The sequence below is a fragment of the Cloacibacterium normanense genome, assembly GCF_003860565.1.
GTDB lineage: Bacteria > Bacteroidota > Bacteroidia > Flavobacteriales > Weeksellaceae > Cloacibacterium > Cloacibacterium normanense.
Genome location: NZ_CP034157.1, coordinates 234,413 through 259,291, shown reverse-complemented (window position 1 = coordinate 259,291; position 24,879 = coordinate 234,413). Strand labels below are relative to the sequence as shown.

General features: G+C 32.6%; 25 protein-coding genes and 1 tRNA gene. 7 read left to right on the top strand and 19 right to left on the bottom strand.

Annotation, left to right across the window (positions count from 1 at the left end; genetic code table 11):
• Positions 1 to 246 precede the first annotated feature (246 nt).
• A complete protein-coding gene (locus EB819_RS01255; RefSeq protein WP_069799492.1) occupies positions 247 to 633 on the top strand; it encodes a c-type cytochrome in 387 nt (128 codons plus the stop codon).
• Entirely contained in the window at positions 617 to 1,951 is a 1,335-nt protein-coding gene (locus tag EB819_RS01250) for a cbb3-type cytochrome c oxidase subunit I (protein WP_069799494.1), read from the top strand. Before EB819_RS01255 ends, EB819_RS01250 begins: the two co-directional genes overlap by 17 nt.
• A 36-nt stretch (positions 1,952 to 1,987) precedes the next feature.
• On the opposite strand, the gene EB819_RS01245 is transcribed toward EB819_RS01250, so the two are convergent.
• Together EB819_RS01245 and EB819_RS01240 are read right to left on the bottom strand one after the other, a co-directional pair.
• Entirely contained in the window at positions 1,988 to 2,545 is a 558-nt protein-coding gene (locus tag EB819_RS01245; protein WP_069799496.1) for a GNAT family N-acetyltransferase, read from the bottom strand.
• A 93-nt stretch (positions 2,546 to 2,638) separates the two neighbouring features.
• The gene (locus EB819_RS01240) at positions 2,639 to 3,160 is read right to left on the bottom strand and encodes a gamma carbonic anhydrase family protein (protein WP_069799498.1); all 522 of its coding nucleotides are present in this window, start codon (positions 3,158 to 3,160) and stop codon (positions 2,639 to 2,641) included.
• Positions 3,161 to 3,293: 133 nt separating this feature from the next.
• Between EB819_RS01240 and EB819_RS01235 the strand changes: the two genes are divergently transcribed.
• From EB819_RS01235 to EB819_RS01220, 4 genes are all read left to right on the top strand, one after another.
• Positions 3,294 to 4,172 (top strand): NifU family protein, encoded by an 879-nt coding sequence (locus EB819_RS01235; protein WP_069799500.1) that lies wholly within the window; start codon positions 3,294 to 3,296, stop codon positions 4,170 to 4,172.
• 62 nt (positions 4,173 to 4,234) lie between these two features.
• Positions 4,235 to 5,266, top strand: coding sequence for a ferrochelatase (gene hemH, locus EB819_RS01230; protein WP_245993195.1), 1,032 nt, complete (start codon positions 4,235 to 4,237; stop codon positions 5,264 to 5,266).
• A 119-nt stretch (positions 5,267 to 5,385) separates the two neighbouring features.
• Complete coding sequence (locus EB819_RS01225) at positions 5,386 to 5,622, top strand: hypothetical protein (RefSeq protein ID WP_069799502.1); 237 nt, start codon at positions 5,386 to 5,388, stop codon at positions 5,620 to 5,622.
• Positions 5,619 to 5,897, top strand: coding sequence for a hypothetical protein (locus EB819_RS01220; protein WP_069799504.1), 279 nt, complete (start codon positions 5,619 to 5,621; stop codon positions 5,895 to 5,897). The genes EB819_RS01225 and EB819_RS01220 overlap by 4 nt, the downstream gene beginning before the upstream one ends.
• Positions 5,898 to 5,942: 45 nt before the next feature.
• Here the strand turns inward: EB819_RS01220 and EB819_RS01215 are convergent, their stop codons facing one another.
• Entirely contained in the window at positions 5,943 to 7,889 is a 1,947-nt protein-coding gene (locus EB819_RS01215) for a M4 family metallopeptidase (RefSeq protein WP_069799506.1), read from the bottom strand.
• A gap of 245 nt (positions 7,890 to 8,134) precedes the next feature.
• Positions 8,135 to 9,340 (bottom strand): type IX secretion system plug protein, encoded by a 1,206-nt coding sequence (locus tag EB819_RS01210; protein ID WP_069799508.1) that lies wholly within the window; start codon positions 9,338 to 9,340, stop codon positions 8,135 to 8,137.
• A 91-nt stretch (positions 9,341 to 9,431) separates the two neighbouring features.
• Here EB819_RS01210 and EB819_RS01205 point away from each other — a divergent pair, with 91 nt between their 5' ends.
• Entirely contained in the window at positions 9,432 to 10,067 is a 636-nt protein-coding gene (locus EB819_RS01205; protein ID WP_069799645.1) for an MBL fold metallo-hydrolase, read from the top strand.
• A gap of 61 nt (positions 10,068 to 10,128) precedes the next feature.
• On the opposite strand, the gene EB819_RS01200 is transcribed toward EB819_RS01205, so the two are convergent.
• From EB819_RS01200 to gmk, 15 genes are all read right to left on the bottom strand, one after another.
• Positions 10,129 to 10,686 (bottom strand): thioredoxin family protein, encoded by a 558-nt coding sequence (locus tag EB819_RS01200; protein ID WP_069799510.1) that lies wholly within the window; start codon positions 10,684 to 10,686, stop codon positions 10,129 to 10,131.
• Between the two features lie 45 nt (positions 10,687 to 10,731).
• Complete coding sequence (gene miaA, locus EB819_RS01195) at positions 10,732 to 11,637, bottom strand: tRNA (adenosine(37)-N6)-dimethylallyltransferase MiaA (RefSeq protein WP_069799512.1); 906 nt, start codon at positions 11,635 to 11,637, stop codon at positions 10,732 to 10,734.
• A 78-nt stretch (positions 11,638 to 11,715) separates the two neighbouring features.
• Complete coding sequence (locus EB819_RS01190) at positions 11,716 to 12,039, bottom strand: YkvA family protein (protein ID WP_069799514.1); 324 nt, start codon at positions 12,037 to 12,039, stop codon at positions 11,716 to 11,718.
• A 118-nt stretch (positions 12,040 to 12,157) separates the two neighbouring features.
• Positions 12,158 to 12,715 carry a TlpA family protein disulfide reductase gene (locus EB819_RS01185; RefSeq protein WP_069799516.1) on the bottom strand — a complete coding sequence of 186 codons (558 nt, stop codon included), beginning with the start codon at positions 12,713 to 12,715 and terminating at the stop codon, positions 12,158 to 12,160.
• 105 nt (positions 12,716 to 12,820) lie between these two features.
• Entirely contained in the window at positions 12,821 to 13,378 is a 558-nt protein-coding gene (locus tag EB819_RS01180) for a thioredoxin family protein (RefSeq protein WP_069799518.1), read from the bottom strand.
• A gap of 31 nt (positions 13,379 to 13,409) precedes the next feature.
• Entirely contained in the window at positions 13,410 to 14,303 is an 894-nt protein-coding gene (locus EB819_RS01175) for a hypothetical protein (RefSeq protein WP_069799520.1), read from the bottom strand.
• Between the two features lie 69 nt (positions 14,304 to 14,372).
• On the bottom strand, positions 14,373 to 15,434 hold the full coding sequence (aroC, locus tag EB819_RS01170) for a chorismate synthase (RefSeq protein ID WP_069799522.1): 1,062 nt from the start codon (positions 15,432 to 15,434) through the stop codon (positions 14,373 to 14,375).
• Between the two features lie 87 nt (positions 15,435 to 15,521).
• On the bottom strand, positions 15,522 to 17,129 hold the full coding sequence (locus EB819_RS01165; RefSeq protein ID WP_069799524.1) for an LIC_10190 family membrane protein: 1,608 nt from the start codon (positions 17,127 to 17,129) through the stop codon (positions 15,522 to 15,524).
• 113 nt (positions 17,130 to 17,242) lie between these two features.
• Positions 17,243 to 17,313 (bottom strand) — tRNA-Cys (locus tag EB819_RS01160).
• 63 nt (positions 17,314 to 17,376) lie between these two features.
• Positions 17,377 to 17,736 (bottom strand): dihydroneopterin aldolase, encoded by a 360-nt coding sequence (gene folB / locus EB819_RS01155; RefSeq protein WP_069799647.1) that lies wholly within the window; start codon positions 17,734 to 17,736, stop codon positions 17,377 to 17,379.
• Between the two features lie 86 nt (positions 17,737 to 17,822).
• The gene (gene thrC, locus EB819_RS01150; protein WP_069799526.1) at positions 17,823 to 19,121 is read right to left on the bottom strand and encodes a threonine synthase; all 1,299 of its coding nucleotides are present in this window, start codon (positions 19,119 to 19,121) and stop codon (positions 17,823 to 17,825) included.
• A gap of 164 nt (positions 19,122 to 19,285) precedes the next feature.
• Positions 19,286 to 20,206, bottom strand: coding sequence for a homoserine kinase (locus tag EB819_RS01145; RefSeq protein ID WP_069799528.1), 921 nt, complete (start codon positions 20,204 to 20,206; stop codon positions 19,286 to 19,288).
• A gap of 193 nt (positions 20,207 to 20,399) precedes the next feature.
• Positions 20,400 to 22,841, bottom strand: a complete 2,442-nt coding sequence (thrA, locus tag EB819_RS01140) for a bifunctional aspartate kinase/homoserine dehydrogenase I (protein WP_069799530.1) — start codon at positions 22,839 to 22,841, stop codon at positions 20,400 to 20,402.
• A gap of 354 nt (positions 22,842 to 23,195) precedes the next feature.
• On the bottom strand, positions 23,196 to 24,212 hold the full coding sequence (gene nadA / locus EB819_RS01135) for a quinolinate synthase NadA (RefSeq protein WP_069799649.1): 1,017 nt from the start codon (positions 24,210 to 24,212) through the stop codon (positions 23,196 to 23,198).
• Between the two features lie 25 nt (positions 24,213 to 24,237).
• Positions 24,238 to 24,801 carry a guanylate kinase gene (gene gmk, locus EB819_RS01130; protein WP_069799532.1) on the bottom strand — a complete coding sequence of 188 codons (564 nt, stop codon included), beginning with the start codon at positions 24,799 to 24,801 and terminating at the stop codon, positions 24,238 to 24,240.
• Positions 24,802 to 24,879 lie beyond the last annotated feature (78 nt).

The window sequence follows — 24,879 nt, the reverse complement described above, 5'->3', positions numbered from 1 at the left end:
TCTGAAGATTTTAAATCTAATTTTTTAAAATTATTGATGTAAAAAATGGAGAAAGATTTAATGATAAACAAAAACTATCAAGTCAATAGATGACACAAATCATAAAAAAGATATTGACTAAGAAATTAACTTTGCACCAGAATTTTTAAGAAAAATCTTATGAAATCGCCATGATTAGAAAACACCAATGCTAATCATGATTAAGCGATTGCATACGACCTCTAAAAAAACAATAAATATCTACATATGAAAAAGATATGGATTTTTTTGACGCTCTTTTTTGCGTTTACCACTTATTCTTCTTGGATTTATACAGGCGCAACAGACTACGGAACCGTAATGACTACCCGACAACAATTGGGTAAAAAAATATATCAAGAGTACAATTGTCAATCTTGCCATCAGATTTTTGGTTTAGGAGGTTATTTAGGTCCAGAACTTACTACTGCTATTTCAGATAAAACTCGTGGAGAAGCCTACGTAAAAGCTTTTATAGAAAATGGTGGCGGAACCAGAATGCCTAATTTTCATTTCAGTAAAGAACAAACAGAAGCATTGGTAGATTATTTAAAATATGTAGACGCAAACGCTTTTTCTTATAAAAACACTACACCAAATGAAACTGAAAAATAACATCATCGGAAGTTGGTTCATTATCATTGCCATTTTTTCGCTTTTCTTAGGACTTGTTTTTGGAGTTTTAGGAGGATTGCAACATCTTTATCCTGATTTATTGAAAGATACTTTGTCTTTCCAAAAAATGAGACCGCTTCATACTTATCTTTCTATCAACTGGATTTTTACAGCAGCTACAGGAATTATTTATTATTATTTACCAGAAGTTTCGGGTAGAAAAATTTATTCTGAGAAACTGGCGAAATTACAAATCGCTTTACAAATTTTAATACTAGTTTTGGTAACGGTTTTCTTTGTACTAGGAAAATTCGGAGGAAGAGAATATTTAGAATTCCCGCCATATATCGTGATTTTGATTGTGAGTTCTTGGTTGATTTTCATGTATAATTTCTTCATGACGGTAAAACCCAATTACAAAACTGTTCCTGTCTATATCTGGAGTTGGAGCACGGGTTTAATTTTCTTTTTGATTACTACTGTAGAAGCTCAACTTTGGCAATTATCATTTTTTAATAACAATATCATTCGAGATGTAACCATTCAGTGGAAAGCTATGGGTTCTATGGTAGGTTCTTGGAATATGCTGGTGTACGGAACTGCTATGTTTGCAATGGAAAAAATTTCTGGAGACCAAAAAATCAATCAATCTAAAATTGCATTTTTCTTTTATTTTCTTGGCTTAACGAATCTTATGTTCAACTGGGGACACCATACTTACATTGTTCCTGCTTCGCCAACGGTGAAACTGATTGCTTACAGCATTAGTATGACGGAATTGCTTATTTTGGCGAATATTATTTACTCTTTTAGAAAAACTTATCTAAAAGCGAACCACCAAAATCACAAGCTTTCGTTTAAGATTCTTACTTATGCAGAAATCTGGATTTTACTCAACTTGGTTCTTTCTATTTCTATATCTATCCCTGCTATAAATTTCTATACGCACGGAACACATATTACAGTGGCGCATGCAATGGGTTCTACAATTGGCATCAATACTTTACTGTTATTAGCTTCAATCACTTTAATTGTAGATGATGTGGCGCCGCATTTTTTAAATTGGAAAAGATACAATTGGAGTCTTTTAGTCTTCAATTTATCATTGGTTATATTTTGGGTTTGTTTAGTCGGAATGGGACTACAAAAAATTTCTGAAAAATTGCAAAACAAGAGTTTTTATGACATGATTAACGCCTTAAGCATTTATTTCAAAATTTTCACCAGTTCCGGCGCTGTACTTCTTTTGGCACTGATAGCGCTACTCTATCCTTTGTTCAAATTTAGTTGGCACTCTGTGACAAAGAAAATACAGTAAAAAAAGCCTGATTCTCCACGAGTCAGGCTTTTGATTTTATTTTTCTGAATTTAAATATTTTTCTTGAAAAATAGCATATCGGTGTAAATCTAAAAATTGACCATTTTTAAGAACTTCTTGCTTCAAAATTCCTTCAAATTCAAAACCGTTTTTCTGCAAAACTTTTCCCGAAGCAGGATTGTGCGGAAAATGAGAAGCATAGATTTTATTTAGATGTAACTCTTCGAAACCAAATTGTAGAATTCTTTGTAATGCTTCAGAAACATAGCCTTTGTTCCAAAAAGATTTCCCGAGCCAATATCCAACTTCTGCTTTTCGATTTGCCAAATCTACATGAAGACCAATCGCACCTATTAATTTTAAATTTTCTTTTTCACGAATAGCAAAAATGTTTGCATCTTTTTTAGCAAAACCCTCTTCAGTCATTTTTAGCCAAAAATGAGCATGCTTTTCTTCATAAGGATAAGGAAAAGTAATGGTGTTTCCTGCAATTTCCGAAGTAGAATTGGCATGAATAATAATATCCTCCAAATCTGAAATCGTAGGCAAAGAAAGCACTAATCTGACTGTGGAAAACGTGGGGAAATTTTGCATTTTAGTTCCGAGTTCCGATATTTTTTAATATTTTAACAAATTGTAGCATGATGAAGATTCTCTATTTTTCTATCACTCTCCAGCTCTACCACTCTATTTCTCCTCTATATACCAAGAAGAATATTTCACGTAATTATTTGCAATTCTGTCTATTTCACCAGAAATCAGTTCCTGTGAAACGTCTTTTATTTTTTTTGCAGGAACACCTCCCCATAATTCACCTGCTCTAATGTGAGTTCCTTGGGTAACTACAGAACCAGCAGCCACAATAGAATTGCTTTCTATAACACAATTATCCATTACTACAGAACTCATCCCAATCAATACATTATCATGAATCGTGCAACCATGAACACAAGCGTTATGCCCAATAGAAACATTATTGCCAATCACTAAAGGAAATTTTTCATACGTACAATGCAGCATAACATTATCCTGCACATTTACTTTGTTTCCTAATTTTATATAATGTACATCTCCTCTGATAACCGCATTATACCAAATACTACACTCTTTTCCCATTTCTACATCACCGATGATTACTGCTGTTTCTGCTAAAAAAGTATTTTCCCCGATTTTGGGAGTTTTTCCTAAAAGTTCTCTTACTAAAGCCATATTTTAATTGAAAATTAAAAGTTGAAAATTGAAAATGTATTTAAAAAATTCCATAGATAGAGAAAATCTAACATCTGATTCTTAAAACCTAAAACCTAATCCCTATTTTTGTACTCTCAAATTTAAGTAAAAAATGCATACAATTATTATAGAACCTACTGCAAACCCAAATGTAATGAAGTTTGTGGCTGATTATACACTGATTCCAGGTTCATTAGAACTTGATAGAACTTCTGATATTTCTGAAATTCCATTGGCTCAAGAACTTTTCAATTATCCTTTTGTTTCTAAGGTTTTTATCTCTGCTAATTTTGTAGCAGTTGCTAAAGAAGACCACGTAGAATGGGAGCATATTGCAGAAAGTCTTAAAAACGTCATCGAAGACGAGCTTCTAGCAAATCCTAGAATTTATAGACAAAAACCTCAACAGAGATATGAAATTTTCGCTGAAATGACTCCGAATCCTGCTGTGATGAAATTCGGTGGAAACAGATTATTATTAGACGGTTTCGTAGAAGTAAAATCTAGAGAAGAAGCAGATGAAGTTCCTTTAGCAAAAGTACTTTATGATGAATTTAAATTTGTAAAAGAAGTTTTTGTCTCAGAAAATTTCGTAGCAGTAACCAAAGATGATTCTGTACAATGGCATGAAGTGATGACTGTAGTGAGAAATGTTATTGCCGAGTTTTTACAAAATGGCCACAAAATCACCAATAAAGAACCTCAGAAACACGAAAGTCCTGTAGAAAAAATCATCAATAGAGAGTATACAGATGTTGAGCAAAAAATTTCTGATATTTTAACTGAATACGTTTCACCGGCTGTAGAAAACGATGGTGGGAAAATTTCACTTTTAGAGTATGATGCAGAAAATAAAACCGCAAAAATGCTTTTACAAGGTGCTTGTAGCGGTTGTCCAAGTTCTACAGCTACGTTAAAAGGAGGAATAGAACAAGTGCTTAAAAATTTCTTGCCAGATTTAGTAGAAAAAGTAGAAGCTGTAAACGGATAAAAAGAATTGCGAAATTCGAAAAAAATTGAACTTCGTTTAAAAAATTAAAAAAATTAAAAATTTTGGAAAATAATATCGCTAAAAACTCGAAAAAGGGAATTTTACTCGTAAATCTTGGTTCGCCGAAATCTACAAAAGTAGAAGACGTAAAAGAATATCTAGATGAATTCTTGATGGACGAACGTGTGATAGACTATCCATGGTTCTTTAGAGCGCTTTTAGTAAAAGGAATTATCCTTAATACTCGTCCTAAAAAGTCTGCAGCAGCTTACAAAACCGTTTGGACAGATGAAGGTTCGCCATTGATTGTCATCACGAAACAGATTCAACAAAAATTGCAGAAATTAGTGGATATTCCTGTAGAAATCGGAATGAGATACGCTGAACCAAGCATTGAAACCGGAATCAGAAACTTGGTAGAAAAAGGCGTAGAAGAAATTGTACTTTTCCCACTTTATCCGCAATATGCGATGAGTACTACAGAAACCGTAGTAGAAAAAGCGAAAGAAGTTCAAGCGAAATTTTTCCCAAATATCAAAATCAATTATGTAAAACCTTTCTATAATAGAGACCTTTACATCAATTGTTTGGCTGAAAGCATTAAAGAAAAATTGCCAGAAAATTTTGATTTGCTTCAGTTTTCGTATCATGGAGTTCCAGAAAGACATATTTACAAAACAGACCCTACCAAAACTTGTAAAATAGGCGATTGTTGCTTCAAAGAAGATCATCCTTCACATCAATATTGTTATAGACACCAATGTCTGAAAACTACCGAATTGGTAAGACAAAAATTAGGTTTGGAAGACAGTCAAGTGAAATCTACTTTCCAGTCTAGATTAGGAAAAGACAAATGGATAGAGCCTTACACAGATGAAACTTTAGAAAATCTACCTAAAAATGGCGTAAAAAATCTAGCAATTGTTTGTCCAGCTTTTGTAAGTGATTGTTTGGAAACACTAGAAGAGATTTCCGTAGAAGGAAAAGAAGAGTTTTTACATGCAGGTGGAGAAAACTTCCATTACGTTCCTTGTCTTAACGACGAAGACAGATGGATAGAAGTCGTAAAACAACTTTGCGAAGAAGAATTATAAAAATAAATACATTTTTCAACAAATACCCCTAAAAAAAATAGGGGTATTTTTATTTTATTACATTTTTTATTCCTAATTTTGACAAAAAAAATAAGGGGTAATAAAAAAAATTAATAAAAATGGAAAATAATTTAGATTCTTTAAAAAGCAAAATCAACTCACTTCCTGCTGAGTTTTTAGAAATGATTTCAAATTACTTTGAAAACCTAGAACCTAAAAAAAATACAGGCATTTGCACTTACCAAATAGACGAAGTAAAAGAAAGGTTAGAATTTCATAGAGAAAACCCTAAAAGTAGACTAGATTTTTTTGAAAACATAAAAGAACTAGAACATTCTCTTTACGCTTCATTATGAAAATACAACTTTCATCTATCGCTAAAAACGACATTTTACTTTACGCCAGAAAATATAAATCTGATGATTCTTCATTAGGTCAAAAATTTCTGGAAGAAATAAAACTAAAAGCCATCCAAATTTCTGAAAATCCAGAACAATCTGAAATCATCTACGAAAACATCAGAATCATAGCACTCGACAGCTTCCCTATTAATTTGCATTACACTTTCGAAAAAGAAACAGAGACTATTTTCATCACCGCTGTTTTCAAAAAAAATATCGCCCCGAAATAAATTTCGAGGCAATATAAAAAGGCTTTCAAAAAGCTATTTTGGGGTTTATTTCTTGATAAAAGAACCAACTTTTTGTCCATTTACTAATACGTAATACACTCCTGGATGAACTTGTGCTGGAATATTTACTTCTACATTATTAGCACCTTGAACCACTTTTGCAGATTTAGCAGCAACTTTCTTACCTGTAATGCTTACCAATTCTACATTTCTCATTTCTGCATTTTCACTTTCAAAATTTATATAAACTCTATCTACATTCGCAGCAACTTTATACACTGGCGCAGTAGTAGCATCTGCAGCAACTCTTCCAGCAGGAGAAGTTCCACCACCTACACCTACAGCATTCCAAGCATTGGTTGTTTGAGTAACCTCTGCACTTCCAGCTCCATATAAATCTGCAGCAGCTTGAAGCGAATACGTTCTAGCATTCGCATAAGTAGAAGTAGAAGTTAAATAAGTGGTAAGTGTTCTGTATGCAATTTGAGCCGCTTTATCTAAACCAACTCCAGTTACATTATACGCAAAGCCTTTATCATTAGTACCAGAACCTCCATTTACCAACAAATAATACCAGAAGTTAAGAACTCCAGAATTGGTATGAACTCCACAGTAATCATTAGTAGAAGATGGCGTACAGTTAGGATTTACCCAATATGTTCCACCATAAGTATCTGGATCTCCATAAGCGTTAGGATTTGCCATGTCTCTAATTACGTAATTGAAATCTTCTCCTAACTTCCAAGAAGCTTTTGTAGGTCTTGCCCAAAACTCCACAGAATTTCCTAAGATATCAGAAAACGCTTCGTTTAATGCTCCAGATTCTTTCTGATAAACCAAATTAGCCGTTTTAGTAGTCATACCGTGACCAATTTCGTGAGCACAAACATCTAAAGCTGTTAATGGTTTATTTCCATTAGTAGAACTTCCATCTCCATAAGTCATTCTAGACCCATCCCAAAACGCATTGAAATAATTTCTAGAATAATGTACGTAAGATTTAATTGCAAAATGATTATTGTCTATACTATTTCTATTGAATTGTGCTTTAAGATAATCCACTGTTTTTTCAGCTCCCCAATGTGCATCTGTAGCATATTGATCCAATGAAGTATTTACATTATTCCAAGTATTATCCGTATCTGTAAAATCAGTTGCTCTAGAATAATTGGTTCCTTGCTTTAAGTTATAAGTTTCAACAGCAGTACCACCATTTCTACCGGTTTCTCTTAATCTATAAGAAGTAGCACTTACTTGATCTGCCACAATTGCTTGATTCCCACTGTAAGCCGTAACTGCTGTTCCTGGAGCATTTGTTTCTAAAATTAAAGCATTTGTTCCCAAAACTTTCCCAGTTTTAGCATCTACATAAACCTCTTGTCTACTTACTGGTTCAGAAGCATAAACATCAAACTTATAAGCCAGCGTAAGTTTTTTCGCATTTACATCCGCTGGATCATTATAATACACCAATTTTCCTTTTGGATAAAAAGTAGCATTTGCATCTTTTGTATCGCTTTTTAAGAACGCTTCTTCATCAGCATTCTGCCATTTATAAGAAGTTGCTCCTACATAAGCTAAAGCACTGTTTAATGCATTAGCTTCAGAAATACCCGCTCTTTTCTCAACAGTAGCTGGAACATTTTTAAACCAAACTCCATTCTGACTAACCACCTTCCCTTTCTTTACCAACATATTAATCATTCCATACTCTACAGGAATCCCATTAACTGTTTGTTGAAATTTGTGATTTTCAAAACCCAAAGCATCTTTATCAGAACTTAATTTAAGACCTGAAACTTCTTTCATTTGTTTAGCCGTTTCATCATAAACCATTGGCTTACCTTTGAAATCGGGAGCTTTTGAAGCATCAAATCTTACATGTTCTGCAAACATGTCTGACTTACCAGAAATTAGTTTTGAAGGAGTGTTTTGCGCAAACGCAAAAGAGACAGCTAGAAAGCTAGCCGCAAGAGTAATTTTAGACTTCATATTTCTATATTTTTAATTAACAGTACGAATATAGAAATATTTCACAAATAAATTAATTTTTATTTAACAATTATTTAATTTATTTTTATTTTCACCCCAATAATGATTATTAAAAACAAACCAAAACAACGACCAATAAAAAATTTTAACAAATATTTAGAAAAATTTTAAATTTTTTAAAACAAAAAAAATCCTTTCGCAAGGATTTTACATTTTTCGCACTTATTTCGAGACAATAAACAAATTTATCTTTTTCTGGTTTCGCCGTAACCAATTAAACCATCATAATTTCTATCAAAAGGAGCGTAATATAAAAATGCTTGATACAAGTTTTCGGTTTGCCAAAAATTACCATTAATTTCACCTAAATCAATAAAGCCTGTCGCATCTTTGGTAGCCAAAATATAATTGTAAAAACCTTGTTTCAAATAAATTCTGGCAATGTATTTTTTAGCATTTTCATCATAAGACATTCTATTTTCTTCTGAAGGAATGAAATCATTAAAAGCGCCTAAAACATAAATTTCCTTTTCTGTTTTTTCTGAATCCAAAGAAAAATACACCCAAGAATAATCCGCTTCTGTATCTGCATTTCTTTCAATTCCTAAATCATTTCTTCTGAAATAAAACGCTCCGTTTACATCTGGCTGATATTGATAGTTAAGCGGAAAAGCCCAAACCGAATGCAAATAGGTATGATTTCCTTCGTCATTATTATTAATTGCAGCTACCATATCAAAAGGTTGACTCATGTTTTTATTATCAAAATAATAGAACTCATTATTTCCCGGAAAAACCAAATTCATCTGCTGAAAAAGCAATTTATTTCCCATCGCAGCATTGGGTTTCTGATTATAAATCCCCAGTCCAAAATTATTATTTTGAATCACATTCAAGCTAATAGAATTGAGGTTAGAAAACAAACTTGCTTGATTAGAAATCGCAGAAACTTCTATTCTTTGATTAAGATTTTGCGCTTTACTATCTGCAAATCTGGTTACATTAATCCCTAAATTCGCACCATTTTCTACTACACAAAACCTTTTCTTAAAAAGCGGTTTATTCACCGATTCATCAAAAACGATGATTTCATAATTTCCAGATATTTTCAGTTGCGTTTTTTCATTCGGGAATTTTAAAGTGTAGTGTGTATACTTTTGAACCGTATTAAAAGAGTATCTAAAATCTTGAATATAAGAATTCACAGGACCTTTTGCATATTCCGTAAAAAACAAACCGTCGTCTTTCCAATTTCTATCAAAATGTTTAAATGTATATCGATAAACGGTAGATTTATTTTCTAAATCATCAAAATTCAAAACCAATTGCTCCCCAAATTTGATTACAGGTGTTTCATCATTGGTCTGAGGATTAAAAAGCTGAATACTTTTAATTTTTTGACCAAAAACCAAAACAGAAAGCAATAAAAAAGTAAATTTTAGAAATTTCATATCACGAAGATAACGAAAATCGAGCCAAAATATTGAAAATTAAAACGCTGAAATGATTAAATTTGAAATCTTAAAATCTAAACTTCAAAACATGCTCCATATTCATATTTTTCGATTCAATCCTTTTTCAGAAAACACTTATGTTTTGTTTAATGACCAAAAAAATGGCGTCATTATAGACCCAGGAAATTGGAACGAAAAAGAAAATGAAATTCTAGAAAATTTCATCAAAGAAAAAGAGATTTCTATCAAAAATATTTTACTGACTCATGCTCACATAGACCATGTTTTAGGCTTACAATGGGCTTTTGACATGTATAAAGTTGCCATAAAAATGCACGAAGAAGAAAAAGATGTACTCGACAGAAACCCAATGTCTGCCAGAAATTATGGATTTGATTTCAAACCTTTTGTTGGCGACATAGAACTTTTAAACGAAGGCGAAAAGTATTTTATAGACGAAGATTGTTTTGAAATTTTCCATGTTCCAGGACATTCGCCGGGAAGTTTGGCTTTCTACAATGAAGCGCAGAAATTTGTAATTTCTGGCGATGCGCTTTTTCAAGGAAGCATTGGCAGAACAGATTTATACAGAGGAAATCATGAGCAATTGCTAGAAAGCATTCGCACGAAACTTTTCACTTTACCCGAAGAAACAGAAGTGTATAGCGGTCACGGAAACGCAACACAAATATGCTTTGAGAAAAAACACAATCCGTTTTTCTAAAAAATAAAAAAAGAGTCAAGTTTAATGCTTGACTCTTTTACTTTTTATGAGGTAATTTTAATTATTTCCATTTGATATTACAACCCATGCTTGGTTTTTGTAATTCTTCTTGTGGATTTCCTGACAATAGATTTTCGAAAGCGATAATTAAGTCTTCACCTGTAATTTCTTTTTGATTTCCTGGTCTAGAATCATCCATTTGACCACGGTAAACCAAATCTAACTTTTCGTCAAAGAAATAAAAATCTGGTGTACAAGCTGCGTCATAAGCTTTTGCCACTGCTTGACTTTCGTCAAACAAATAAGGGAATTCAAATTTTTTTTCGATTTGAAATTCTATCATTTTTTCTGGAGAATCTGCTGGATATTTCTCTATATCATTTGCGTTAATAGCGATAAATTCTATTCCTTGCGTATGATAATCTTCGTATAATTCCGTCAATTTATCGATAACGTGTAACACAAACGGACAGTGATTGCACATGAAAATCACCAATGTTCCTTTTTCTCCTTTTAAATCTTCTAAAGATTGAATTTCGTTGCTATGAGAAGGATTTGGGAGCTCAAAAAAAGGAGCTCTAGTTCCTAAAGCGAGCATATTTGAAGGTGTATTTGCCATAACTATGGATTTATCATTAATTTATTGACTGCAAAATTACGGAATTTATTTTTCTATCTTCGATAAAATCTCATGAAGCTGCTCTTCTGAATAATCATACGGAAGCCAAGTTACATTTTCTACTTTTCTATTCCAAGTTTCTTGTCTTTTTGCATATCTGCGAGAGTTTTTCTTGATTTCTTCAATAGCAAAATCTAAGTCCCAAGTTCCTTCTAAATATTTAAAAATTTCGGTGTAACCTACGGTTTGTAGCGGAACAAGTTTTTGATATTCCGTCAAAGATTTTACCTCATCTATCAAACCTTTTTCCAGCATTTTATCTACTCGAAGATTAATTCTTTCGTACATGATTTCTCTGGGTGCGGTAACTCCTATTCTTATTACTTTAAAATCTCTTTTATGCTTAGGTTCTGCAATAATTTCAGAATATTTTCTGCCTGTTTGCCAAATCACATCAATGGCTCGTAATAATCTTCTGGGATTTTCTTTATGAACTACATTATAATATTCTTCGTCTAGCTTTTTGAGAATCTCTTGGAGTTTTTCCAGACCTTCTTCATCCCAAATTTTCTGTAACTTTTCTTGATTTTCCGCATTAGCTTCAGGCAAATCGTTCAGTCCTTCTACAACTGCTTTTTCGTACATCATACTTCCTCCAACCAAAACTGCGAAATCTTTTTCTTCAAAAATTTCTTCAATTTTTCCCAAAGCATCTTCTTCATATTGACCTATGGAATAGTAATCTTGAACCGAAAGATGACCAATAAAATGATGTTTAGCTTGTGCTAATTCTTCATCTGTAGGAGTTGCAGTTCCTATTTTCATTTCTTTGAAAAACTGTCTAGAATCACAAGAAATAATCTCTGTACCGAAATGTTTTGCCATTTCTATGGCCAGTTTTGTCTTGCCAATTCCTGTAGAGCCAATGATAGAAATGAGTGTTTTCTGCATAGTGCAAATTTATTCAAAAAAAATCGTCCCAAGAAAATCTCGGAACGATTTAAAAAAACACAAATGAAATTATTTTATTTACTCTATTATTTCTGCATCGATAACTTTATTATCTTTCTTTACCGCATTTTTTTCGTTTTCCCAAATGATAAATCGGTCTACTTCTTTTAAAACCATCGGTAAAACCAATGCTAGAATTCCTAAATCATCTAAGAAAATTCCCGGTAAAAAATCTAATGGCGAAATGATATATACAAATGCTGCCAGTGGAATGATTACATTCTTAAGGTCCATTTGAAATTCGCCTTTTTTGTACGCTTTAAACATTTTTAAAATTTTCGGAAACTTAGAAAGCAATCCGTCTTTTTTAAATGCTTGAAACAACAATGTTATTTTTTTCATTTTTATATTTTGAGTTTTTTAGGTGTGTTGTAATTTAGATTTCAAAATCTTTGCCAATTTAAATTAAAAACGCTCACAATATTTTATTTTAATAGATTTTAACTTTATTTAATAATTCTTAAGGATTTACAGAATCCAAAAACTGATGCACAGACTCAGAATTCCAATCTTTTGCAGCATCTTCTTTCATCAAAATCCTTCCATTTTTGCCCAAAATAAAAGTCGTAGGAAATACTTTTGGCAGCATTTTTTCAGAAAGTGGCGATGTCGCAAAATAAACCGGCGTAGTATAATTGTTATCTGCTAAGAATTTTTTCACCTTTTCTTCCTCATCCTGCATAGCAATCAGTACGAAAGCCACTTTATCTTTTTTGGCATCGTACAATTTTTGAATACTCGGATATTCTGCTCTACAAGGTGGACACCAACTTCCCCAAAAATTTAAGAAAACAACTTTGTCCTTAAAATCTGCCAAATTCGCATCAGGAACATTCACTCCTTTAAGTTGAATATTCATTTCCTCAGCTGAAAAAGTGACGTCTTTTTCTACTTTTTCTAAAGAAGGTTTCATCAAAATTTGTCGCTGAACAAACGCTCTAAAATCTGGAAACAGAAACATAGAAACCAGAAACACCGAAAGCAATAACGTGAGCCAGTTTTTTCTTAAAAAGTTCATAAATTGATGTGTTGATGTGATAATTTGTTGATGTGATAATATTTATTTTGACACCCCGACTTCGCTTTGCGAAGCCACCCCTCTAAAAGAGGGAAACTATTCTAACTACAGTAGTTCTAAAATTTCTTGAATTGCGTCTTTACCTTTATTTTTAGCGTAATACACTTGTAAATCATTATAAAACTTTTCACGAGGATATGTTTCTGGATTTTCCTTGAATTTTTTCAACAATTCTGTTCCATATTGCGGTCTTGGTCCCCAAACATTTTTCAGCGAAAAATCTTCATTCAAGATTAAAATTTTAGGAATAGATTGGGTTCCGTTCGTTAGGAATTGGTCAATTAAAGAAGTATCAGAATCACGATAGAAAATTCTCACATCATTATGTCCTTCAAAAAATTTAGAAACCGCAGGAACGGTTGCGCTTGCATCTCCACACCAAGGTTCTGTGATGATAAGGATTTTACCATTGAAGTTTTTAGATTTAAGCGTTTTTAATTGCTCTTCATCTGCTTTATAAGTTTTCAAAGTTCTGTTCATTCTCTGAAGCCCCAATTCATAATATTCATTATGGTCGTCTTCAGGATTTTGAACCTCAATTCTGCGTTCCGTTTCTTTGATATATTCGTCAAAAGTGACTGCGTTTTGCCAGTAATTTTTCATTTTAAATATAGATTGTTTTTTTTGACAGAGATTATTTTACGGCATTTTCAAAATACATTTGCCATAATTCATAATCACTTCTATGATATTCACTTAATTTATTATGTATTAAATTTTCAATAAAATTTTTATAATCTTCATTATCACCATTTCTTTCACCTACAAAATGATTTTTTTCATAATGCCAAAAAAGAGATTTTGGATTTAGAAAACTCAACTCAAAATCATTTTCCAATTTATAAGGGTTTTCTTCCTCACCATTGAAATATTTATAAATTGAATACTCACTCTCACTGAAAAAAATCTTTCTTAGAACTTTAGCATGAGGAACTCCTGAACCATCATAAGCAATGTTATCTTTATTAAAATTTAAAGTTATATTATTTTTTAATTTCAGATTTCCTTTAGTAATTTCAATGAATCTTTCAGCATTTACTTTAAATCCAAAAGCAATTTTTAAATTTTTCGACAACTTCAATTCTTCTTGATTTAATTTTTCAATAAACCATTCAAAAGAATTTTTTAATAAGTTATAATAATTTTTATTCTTCCTCTTATTTTGAAAAAACATTGAAAAAGGTAGAGTATCAATAATTAAAAAACCTACTTCTACTAATTTATTAAAATAATATTCTTTATCATTTGGAAATATTTCATTTGGATAAAAGGTCTTCCATATTTCTTTATTAAAATTTTTATTATGATAGTTGTAAAAATATTTTGGAGGTTCTATTTCGCTAAAAGGTGGTGCTTCACAAATTAACAAATATCTTATTTCGGAATTTTTCAACAACTTCAAATTTTCCGCCCATTTTTCTTCTGTATTTTCAAAAATATATTTTAATCTATCCAACTTCACTGAAACTTCTTCTTTACCAAAAAGTTCTTCAAGAATAAAAAGATTTTTATCAAACACTCTATTCATTTTTATCCAAATTTAGATTATTTCAGAATGACAAACTGTACGTAAAAAACTCGTGTCTCGCGACTCTTATCAAATTTTTCTAATCTGATTCATCAAAAACAAGTCCGCAAGAACAAATGCTGCCAAATTTTCCACTACGGGAACTGCTCTTGGCAAAACACAAGGATCATGTCTTCCTTTTCCTTCTACAATAACTAAATTTCCGTCTTTATCTACACTTTCTTGAGGTCTAAGAATCGTAGCAATTGGTTTAAAAGCGACACGGAAATAAACGTCCATTCCGTTTGAAATTCCACCTTGAATTCCTCCAGAAAGATTGGTTTTCGTAGTAAAATCTTCATTGAACAAATCATTATGCTCTTTTCCAGTCATGGTTGCTCCACAAAATCCGCTTCCGTACTCAAAACCTTTTGCAGCATTGATATTCAGCATGGCTTTTGCCAATTCTGCCTGTAATTTTAGAAAAACTGGTTCGCCAATTCCTATAGGAAGATTTTTGATAACACAAGTAATGGTTCCGCCAATGGTATTTCCTTCTTTTTTGATTTCTTTGATTTTAGAAATCATCTTTTCAGCGGTTTCTTCGTCTGGACAACGAACATCATTGCTTTCAATTTTAGAAAAATCTAAATCCTGATAAGGTTTCATGCAAAAAATATCTCCCACCGAAGAAACATAAGCGTGAATTTCTATAGTTGAGGGTAAAATATGTTTCGCCAAAGCGCCTGCTGCAACCCAATTGATGGTTTCTCGCGCTGAAGATTTCCCGCCACCTCTGTAATCACGAATTCCAAATTTTTGGTCGTAGGTAAAATCTGCATGAGAAGGTCTGTAGGCAGCGGCAATATGTTCGTAATCTTTCGATTTTTGATTTTCATTATAAATCACAAATCCAATCGGAGTTCCTGTAGATTTCCCCTCAAAAGTTCCCGAAAGAAATTGTACGGTATCACTTTCTTTTCTTTGGGTAACGATGGAACTTTGACCAGGCTTTCTGCGGTCAAGTTGATGCTGAATTTCTTCAAAATTAATTTCAATTCCTGCTGGAAAATTGGTGATAATTCCACCATAAGCTATTCCGTGACTTTCGCCAAAGGTAGAAAGCGTGAGAAAATTTCCTAAATTGTTCATAAAAGCAAAGTTAGTGAAAAGGTTCGAGTTGTGAGTTGCGAGTTGCGAGATTTTTGTAACGTAAGAACTCGTATCACGTAACACGTATCAAAATTTAGAGATAATCTTTTTCAATTTTTCTTTTTCTTCGGGCGAAAGTTTTTTCCAAACGAAACCATCTTGTACATTCTCTGAGATTTTTTGAGGAAAAATTTCTGCTTCGTAGTATTTTTTTACAGAATAAGGAGAAATTGAAGGTTGAGGCGTATCAAAACTCAAATCGTAATTCGGAACATTGAAGTCCAAATTTCCAATTTTGAAAGTTTGATAAGAATTCAGTTCAAAAACCGCTGGTTTATACAATTGCGTAACGGTAAAACCTTGCATATAATGTCCAAGTTTGAAACTACGGACTTGAGATTGCAAAATTTTAGGAAAACTCATCAAAAACAAAATAATTACAGCGCCCAAACTGAAACTCAATAATGATATTTTCTCTTTTACTTTTGAACCAACCATCACTACAAATGCCACAAAAAAAACATCAATAAAAAATCTGAATTGTGCTGAAAAATAGAGCACAAAAATCGTTTTCAAAAGCATTGCAATCCACAATAAATAAAGGGTTTTCTGTTTTTTCACAAAAGTAAAAATTGTGTAAATCACCATCAATAAAACAAAGGCAATATGTATATATTTTTTGTATGAATGGAGTGTGAACCAATGGTAAATGTAATCCCAAATCGTGAATTGTTGAATCTCTGAAATGGTAAATTTCAAATCATAGGTTTTCAAAATAGCCACTTCTGAAGATTGTTTCAAAATCTCTGCATTAGGCAACCAAGAAACTCCTATATCAAACAGCTGAACTGGAAAAAAAGGATAGCCAAAAACCCAAATATTTTTGAAAATATAAATTCCTAAAACTACAAGTCCTAATCCCAAAAATTTGAAGTGCTCTCTTTTTAAAAAATATAAAAAAACAAAAATAGGCAACCACACCATCGTAGGTTTTATACTGAAAACAAAAACCGAAAACGCAAAAAGTAGTTTAGCATTTTGATTTCCTTTGAGAATTTCATTTAAAATAATGAGCGAAAGCGCAATTGCTGGTAAATCTGGACTAGGAGATTGAAGAAAAAGCAGAAAAATAGGTGAAATAAAAAGTAAACTCCATGCTTTTTTTTCAAAAATATAGAGCAGATAAATCACCAGAAAAACAACGTTTATTCTTAGAAGAACATCCAAAATATTAGAAAACCCAGCCTGAAAAATATGCCAAACCGACATTTGTGCATAAATCAAATTTAAATTAGCCAAACCTTTGGTTAAACCAAATTCATGGAGCCAATTCACACTCGGAACATAATAACCAAAATGATCTAAAATAAAAGGATAATAACTCCCTGCGAAAGCAACAATTATGGTAAGTAAGAGTATTTTAAAAATCTCATTTTTAGTAAATGAAGTAAAATTTTGGTAGCTTTTAAAATAAAAAAATGCCAAAATTCCTATTCCTAAACTTATACTTTCTACCCAAATATTCAGCGGAATAAAAAAAGCAAGAACTTGCCAAATCATTGCCAAGAAAAATACCCCTGAAAACAACTGAGCAGAAAGTCCTGACCAAATTTTCCCAAAAATTCTTTGAAAAATTTCGCCAAAACCTGCTAAAACAGGAATAATAATGATTATGGAAAGTATAATGATTAACATTAAAGTAAAGATAATACTTTTTAAGAGCCAAGGAAAAAGTAAAAAGAAAAAAGTGTATAATTTTAGAATTATTTCATAAAAAAATCCTGAAATTTTAAAATTTCAGGATTTTGAGGTACCTAGCGGATTCGAACCGCTGTAGATGGTGTTGCAGACCACTGCCTAGCCGCTCGGCCAAAGTACCATGTGTTTCGGAGTGCAAATATAGGGATTTTTCAGATTTTTAAAAATTTTAGAAATAGATTTTTTAAAAATTTTCTTCAAATTCTACACTTACTCCTTTCATTTCGCCTTTCATTGGCGGTTTGGTTTTGGTTATTTTTACTTTAACCTTCTGAACTTGAGCAAATTCTGATTTTATTTTTCTAATAATTCTTCCTGCTACATGTTCTAATAATTCTGAAGAAATTTTCATCTCAGCATGAATAATATCGTTGATTAAAGCATAGTTAATGGTATCATTCAAGTCATCGGTCTCTGCAGCTTTGGTAATATCTGCTACAATCTCTGCGTTCACAATGTAATAAGTTCCCAAAATTTTCTCTTCTGGCAAAACACCGTGATAGGCATAAATTTTAATATTTTCTAGTATAATTTTTGAGGACATTTTAGACAATTTTTTTATAATTTTTCTAGTTAAAGTTTTTAACAAAAATAAAAAAAAACGGACTAAAAATCCGTTTTAAATAAGTATTATTTTTTCAACAAAAACTCTTTCAATTCTTCATATTGAGGATTAATTTCTGTTGTAAATTTCTCCTGTTTCATTAATTCTTCTAATGATTTTGGGATTTCTACCGATTTTCCCGTTGCCTTTTCTACAGAATCTGGGAATTTTACAGGATGTGCCGTTTCTAAGAAAAATCCTTTCCCTCCGTTTTCTGCCAAATATTTTTCTAAAGCTACAAATGCTACTGCGCCGTGAGGATCTAGAACATAACCATAATCTTTTTCTACTCTTTTGATGGTTTTAAGCGTTTCCTCATCATCAATTGTATAACCCGAAAGTTTGTTTTTAACTTGATTAAATTCTTTGTCGAATAATTCTAAAATTCTCACAAAATTGCTTGGATCACCTACATCCATTGCGTTTGAAATGGTAGCAACGGTTTCTTTTGGCTTTAGAATTTCAGTTCTAAGATATTCTGGCACTACATCATTTACGTTACAAGCGGCAATAAAATGCTTAACAGGCAAACCACGATGATGCGCCAAAATTCCAGCACAAATATTCCCAAAATTTCCACTCGGAACACAGATTACTGGGCTTTCTGAATTGTTTTTCAGCCATTGTTTCAAGGCCAAAACATAATAAATTTGTTGAGGCAACCAACGAGATACATTAATAGAATTAGCCGAAGTTAACAGTAATTTTTCGGTTAAACTATCATCAGAAAACGCTTGTTTTACCAGAGCCTGACAATCATCAAAACTTCCATTTACTTCCAAAGCGTGAATATTTTTTCCAAGAGCCGTCAATTGCTTTTCCTGAACTGGACTTACTCTATTTTTTGGATATAAAATCACCACTTCTATTCCTTCCACATCATAAAATCCGTTCGCTACAGCACCACCAGTATCACCAGAAGTTGCCACTAAAACCGTTACCTTTCTAGTTTCATTTTTTAGAAAATAACCAAGACAACGGCTCATAAATCTTGCGCCAACATCTTTAAAAGCCAAAGTCGGCCCGTGAAAAAGTTCTAAAACCGAAATATTTTCTGTTACTTTCTTCAAAGGAATATCGAAAGCGATAGTTTCGGCAACAATTTTTCTAAGTTCAGCTTCTGGAATTTCGTCTCCCGCAAAATCCTTCATCACTTGATACGCAATTTCCTCGTCTGAAAGATTCGGTAAATTTTTTAAAAATTCTGGACTAAATTTTGAAATATCTTCTGGAAAAAACAAACCTTTATCTTTCCCTTGTCCTTTTATCGTTGCTTCTTTGAAGCTAAGCTGCTCTTCTTTATGTTTTAAATTGTAAAAATTCATTTTTTTAAATTAGGATTTCGGTCTTTCAGACCTCATTATTTTTCTTCATTTATTTCCAAGCGCTTTGCACTTGCCTGTTGATTTTCGGTCTTTCAGACCTTACAAATTAGATTTTTATTTCAATCAATTAAGCCAAAATTTCTTCGGACTTCGGACTTCAGTCTTTAGACTATTCTTATTCCTTGGTCATTAATTTTAGAAACGTAAACATAGTTTTCAATACCGATTTCGTTGTATATTTTCTGCATAATTTCCGCCACTTTTTCAGCAATTTCTTTGGTTTCGCTCAACATAAAAATCGAAGGTCCAGAACCCGAAATTCCACCGCCCAAAGCTCCTAAAACTAAACTCTGCTTTTTTACCTCATCAAACTTTGGAATCAAAATACTGCGAACTGGCTCCACCAAAACATCTTCTAAGCTTCTGGAAATCAATTTATTGTCGTTTTTTAAAATTCCCGCTACCAAACCGGCAACATTTCCCCATTGTTTTACCGCATCTTTCATTTGGATATTTTTTTTGAGAATTTGTCTCGCATCAGAAGTTTTCACCTCAACTTGAGGATGCACCGCCGAAACGTACAAATCTGGTGAAGAAAGCGGAATAATATCCATTGGTTCAGAAGATTTTACCAAGGTAATTCCACCGAAAAGACACGGTGCAATGTTGTCTGCGTGTCTAGAACCAGACGCCAATTCTTCGCCAAACATCGCAAAATACACCAACTCTTCTTTAGAAAAAATATTTCCCAACAATTCATTTGCTCCGAAAGCAGCTCCTGCCGCACTTGCAGCGCTAGAACCTAAACCACTTCCAGGTTTTATTTTCTTGTTGATGGTAACCTCAAAACCGATATTTTGATTTTCTAATTTTTCTAAAATTTTCTGTAAAACAACTCCTGCTACATTCTTCTCTGGTTCGGTTGGCAAATGGAACTCATCTTCGTGGCGAATGATGATTTTTCTTTCGTCCAACAATTTGAATTCCATTTCATCAAACGGTTCATTGAGCGCCATTCCGAGAATATCAAACCCGCAAACCAAATTGGCAACCGTTCCCGGAACTTGTAATTTTATATTTTTCATTTCTTTTAAACGCAAATCGCGCTAAGATTTTTTATTTTTTGAAAATAATTTATTTTAACCGCAAAAGACACAAAAGAAATGATTGGAAAGAAGATTTACAAAAGCACAAAAAAGAAAAGTAAAATCCTTTTTTTTCTTTTGAACAACTTAAAAATATTACAAATCTTTTGTTTCTTTTGCGGTTGAATAAAATTTATACCGAACGCACAATATCTGCAAAAACTCCACTTGCAGTAACTTCTGCTCCTGCTCCTGCTCCTTTTACCACTAATGGTTGCTCAGAATATCTTAATGTTTTGAATATCACAATATTATCTTTTCCGTACAAGTGATACAAATCGCTTTCAGGAGATATTTTTTGCAAGCCCACTTTAGCTTTTCCATCTTTGAAATCAGCAACGTATTTCAAGATTTTACCTTCTGCTTTTGCTTCTTCTAATAATTTTTTGAAATGCTCTTCGTATTCCGTCATCGATTGATAGAAATCTTCCACGCTTCCTTCCATACATTTCGCTGGCAAGAACGCTTCGTTTTCTATTTCATCAAATTGTAACTGATAGCCAGCTTCACGTGCTAAAATCAAAATTTTACGCGCAACGTCTGTTCCTGCTAAATCTAATCTTGGATCTGGTTCTGTAAAACCTTCTTTTTGAGCTTGTCTCACCACTTCCGAGAATGTTCTGCTTCCGTCATAATTATTGAAAACAAAGTTCAAAGTTCCACTTAAAACCGCTTGAATTGATGTAATTTTATCACCACTTCTCATCAAATCATTAATCGTTCCGATAATTGGCAAACCTGCACCTACATTGGTTTCGAAGAAGAAATTACAGTTATGATTTTTTGCAGAATTTTTTAAATTTTTATAATTTTCGTAGTTTGAAGAAGCAGCAATTTTATTACAAGCAACTACACTTACGCTTTTTTTCAATAAATCTTCATAAATATCCACCACTTTTGCATTAGCCGTAACATCTACAAATACTGAATTTCTTAAATTTCTATTGATAATTTCTTCTGCAAATTTATGCGGAGTAGAAGGTTCGCCATTGTGTAAAGCGTCTTTAAAATCCTCTTCTTGAATGCCTTGATCATTGAAAACCATTTTGGTACTATTCGTTAAACCAGCAACTCTAAGATTCATTAAAAGATTTTCGTTCAAATATTTGTTTTGAGAATAAATTTGTTGTATCAGTTTAGAACCTACATTTCCGACACCACAAATATAAAGGTGAACTTGCTTAATTTCTGATTCAAAAAACTCTTCGTGAAGAACATTTACCGCTTTTTTTACATCTTTATCAGAAATTACCACACTTATATTCTTCTCCGAAGAACCTTGCGCAATAGCTCTCACATTCACACCGTTATTTCCTAAACCGCCAAAAAGTTTCGCACTTACACCGCTTCTGCTCTTCATATTTTCTCCAACCAAAGCGATGATTGCCAAAGATTTTTCCACTTTTACAGGATCAATTTTGTGTAATTTTAAATCATCTTCGAAAGCGTAATTCAAAGCTTTTTGAGCTTTTTCCACATCACTTTCGTTGATTGCAACGGTAATAGAATGCTCTGAAGAACTCTGAGTAATTAAAATAACATTGATTTTTTCTTGGCTCAAACATTGAAATAATTTCGCAGAAACACCTGGAATACCAATCATTCCGCTGCCTTCTAAAGTAAGAAGTGCTACTTTGCTTAGATTTGAAATTCCAACTGCTACGTTGTTGTCATTTTCAGTTTTTGTATGAGAAATTAGCGTTCCAAAATCATCGGCTGCAAAAGTATTTTTAATCCACAAATCAATATTTTTATCCATAATAGGCTGAATTGTAGGCGGATAAATCACTTTCGCGCCAAAATGCGACAATTCCATCGCTTCTTGGTAAGAAATTTTGTGAATAATTTTGGCATTAGAAACCAATCTAGGATCTGCCGTCATCATTCCGGAAACGTCAGTCCAGATTTGTAATTCTTTAGCATTTACAGCAGCTGCAATAATAGAAGCCGTATAATCTGAACCACCACGTCCTAAAGTGGTAATATTACCATCAACATCCGAAGCGATGAAGCCCGGAGCAAGCGTAACTTGTTGTTTGTTTTCCTTAAAATAATTTTGAAAATTAGCATTTGTTTTTTCGAAATCTACCTTTGCATCTGTAAAATTGCTGTTGGTTTTGATGTAATTTCTAGAATCTAACCAAACGCAATCTAAACCATCTGATTTCAACTTCGCAGCGATAATATTTGAAGACAAAAATTCTCCGTAAGCTGTAATTTTATCTTTAATTCTTGGCGTAAATTCACCTAAAACGTAAATTCCGTTGCAAATATCTTCGATATCATTGAAATTCTTTTTCACGAAGCTCAACCAAGAACTTTGTTCTGTAATTGGCAGTAGATTTTTAACAAATTCTAAATGCTTTTCTTCTAGAGATTTAATGGTTTCGGTGTACTTTTCATTTTTAGTAGAAGCCAATTCTGCGGCAGAAATTAAACCATCGGTAACGCCAGACAAAGCGGAAACTACCACTACTACTCTATTTTCTAACGATTCTTTTTTAACTATTTTTTCTACTAAAAGTATGTTTTGGGCGTTTGCCACCGAAGTTCCTCCAAATTTTAGGACTTTCATAATGTATTTTTTTAAGGAAATTTAAATAACTGATTGTTCTTGCTCTTCATCCAAGAGCAACATTGCGAATGTTGATATGTAGTAATGAACCCCAATTACGGGGTAATAATTGTAGTTGTAGTAATTGTAGAAATAATGCAAGAAAATGCTCCTGAAAAATTGATTTCAGAAGTTAAAAAAACAGGTATGTTTTGAGAGTATTCCATCTTTTGCAAGACAAATGTATAAATTTATTTTAAAAACGAAAACTTTTTTGCGAAAAATCGTGTTAATTAATTGCAAACAATTGAAAAAATGTAATTAGATATAAAAAAAGCGTTCAGAAAATCTCCGAACGCTCTATTATTTTTTAAATTACTTAATAGTTTTACTCAACTCCAGCATCGCTTCGATTGGTTTTAAAGCTTTTAAACGAAGTTCTTCGTCCATAGTAATCTCTGGCAATTCGTATTTCATGCACAAATACAACTTTTCTAGTGTATTTCTCTTCATGAAGAAACATTCTGAACAGTTGCAACTTTCGTCAAAAACCAAAGCCGGAATCAATTCTTTATGAGGAGCACGCTTTTTCATTTCGTGAAGAATTCCTTCTTCTGTAGCGATGATAAACTTCTGACAATCATCTTTTTCCACATAATTCAGCAAAGCTGAAGTAGAACCAATAAAATGCGCCAATTCTAGTACTGGAGTTTCAGATTCTGGGTGTGCAATTAATTTGGCATCAGGATTTTCTGCCAATTGTTTTGCAATTCTTTCCATAGAAAATGCTTCGTGAACAATGCAACTTCCGTCCCACAAAATCATGTCTCTTCCCGTTTTTTTCATCAAATATCTTCCCAAATTTTTATCTGGTGCGAAAATAATCGGTTGATCTTTTGGCAATGCATTGATAATGGTTTCCGCATTAGAACTGGTAACAATAATATCAGATTCTGCCTTGGTTTCTGCATTACAATTAATATAAGTTGCCACCAAAGCTCCAGGATGCTGTTCACGCATTTTTCTAAGACCTTCTCCACTGCAACCATCTGCAAGTGAACAACCAGCCAAAGTATCTGGAAGAACTACTTTTTTTGTAGGATTAAGGATTTTTGCAGCTTCAGCCATAAAATGTACCCCACAAAAAGCAATCATATCTGCATCTGTATCTTTTGCAGCTCTTGCTAATTGTAAGGAATCTCCTAAGTAATCTGCAATATCTTGAATTTCTCCTGGCTGATAATAATGTGCCAAAATCACGGCATTTTTTTCTTTTTTGAGCTTTAAAATCGCATCAATTAAATCTTGACCTTGCGGAATTTGAATATCTTTCAAATCCAAAAATCCTTTTACAGGAAGGTTATTTTTTGCTATATCTAATGCTTGTTCCATTTGGTAATCGTATTTGGTGTTGGTTTTATTCTTCAATAAAATTTCTTACAATTCGCTCAATTTCTTTCTGAGCGGTTTCTAAATCATCATTAATGATAATTTGGTCAAATTCTTCAGCATAAGTCATTTCTTCTTTGGCTTTTGCCACTCTGGTTTTGATGGTTTCTAAATCATCTGTAGCTCTAGATATCAATCTTCGTTCCAATTCGTCTATAGAAGGTGGTGCAATAAAAATAGAAAGGGCATTTTCTCCGAAAATCTTCTTCAGATTTACGCCACCTTTTACATCTACATCGAAGATGACTACTTTTCCTTCTTGCCAAATTCTTTCCACTTCAGATTTTAAGGTTCCGTAGAATTTATCTTGATAAACTTCTTCGTATTCTACAAAAGCATTTTCTGCAATCAGTTTTTTAAATTCTTCTACCGAAAGAAAAAAATAGTCTTTCCCATGAATTTCCTCACCTCTCAATGCTCTGGTTGTAGCAGAAATGGAAAATTGAAGTTCAGAAAAAACACCTAAACAATATTTTACCAAAGTGGTTTTTCCACTTCCTGAAGGTGCTGAAAATATAATTACTTTGTTCATTTTTAATAGTTATGAGTGATGAATTATGAATGATGAGTTATTTAAAGACTACAAAAACAACTTATAACTCAAGACTTA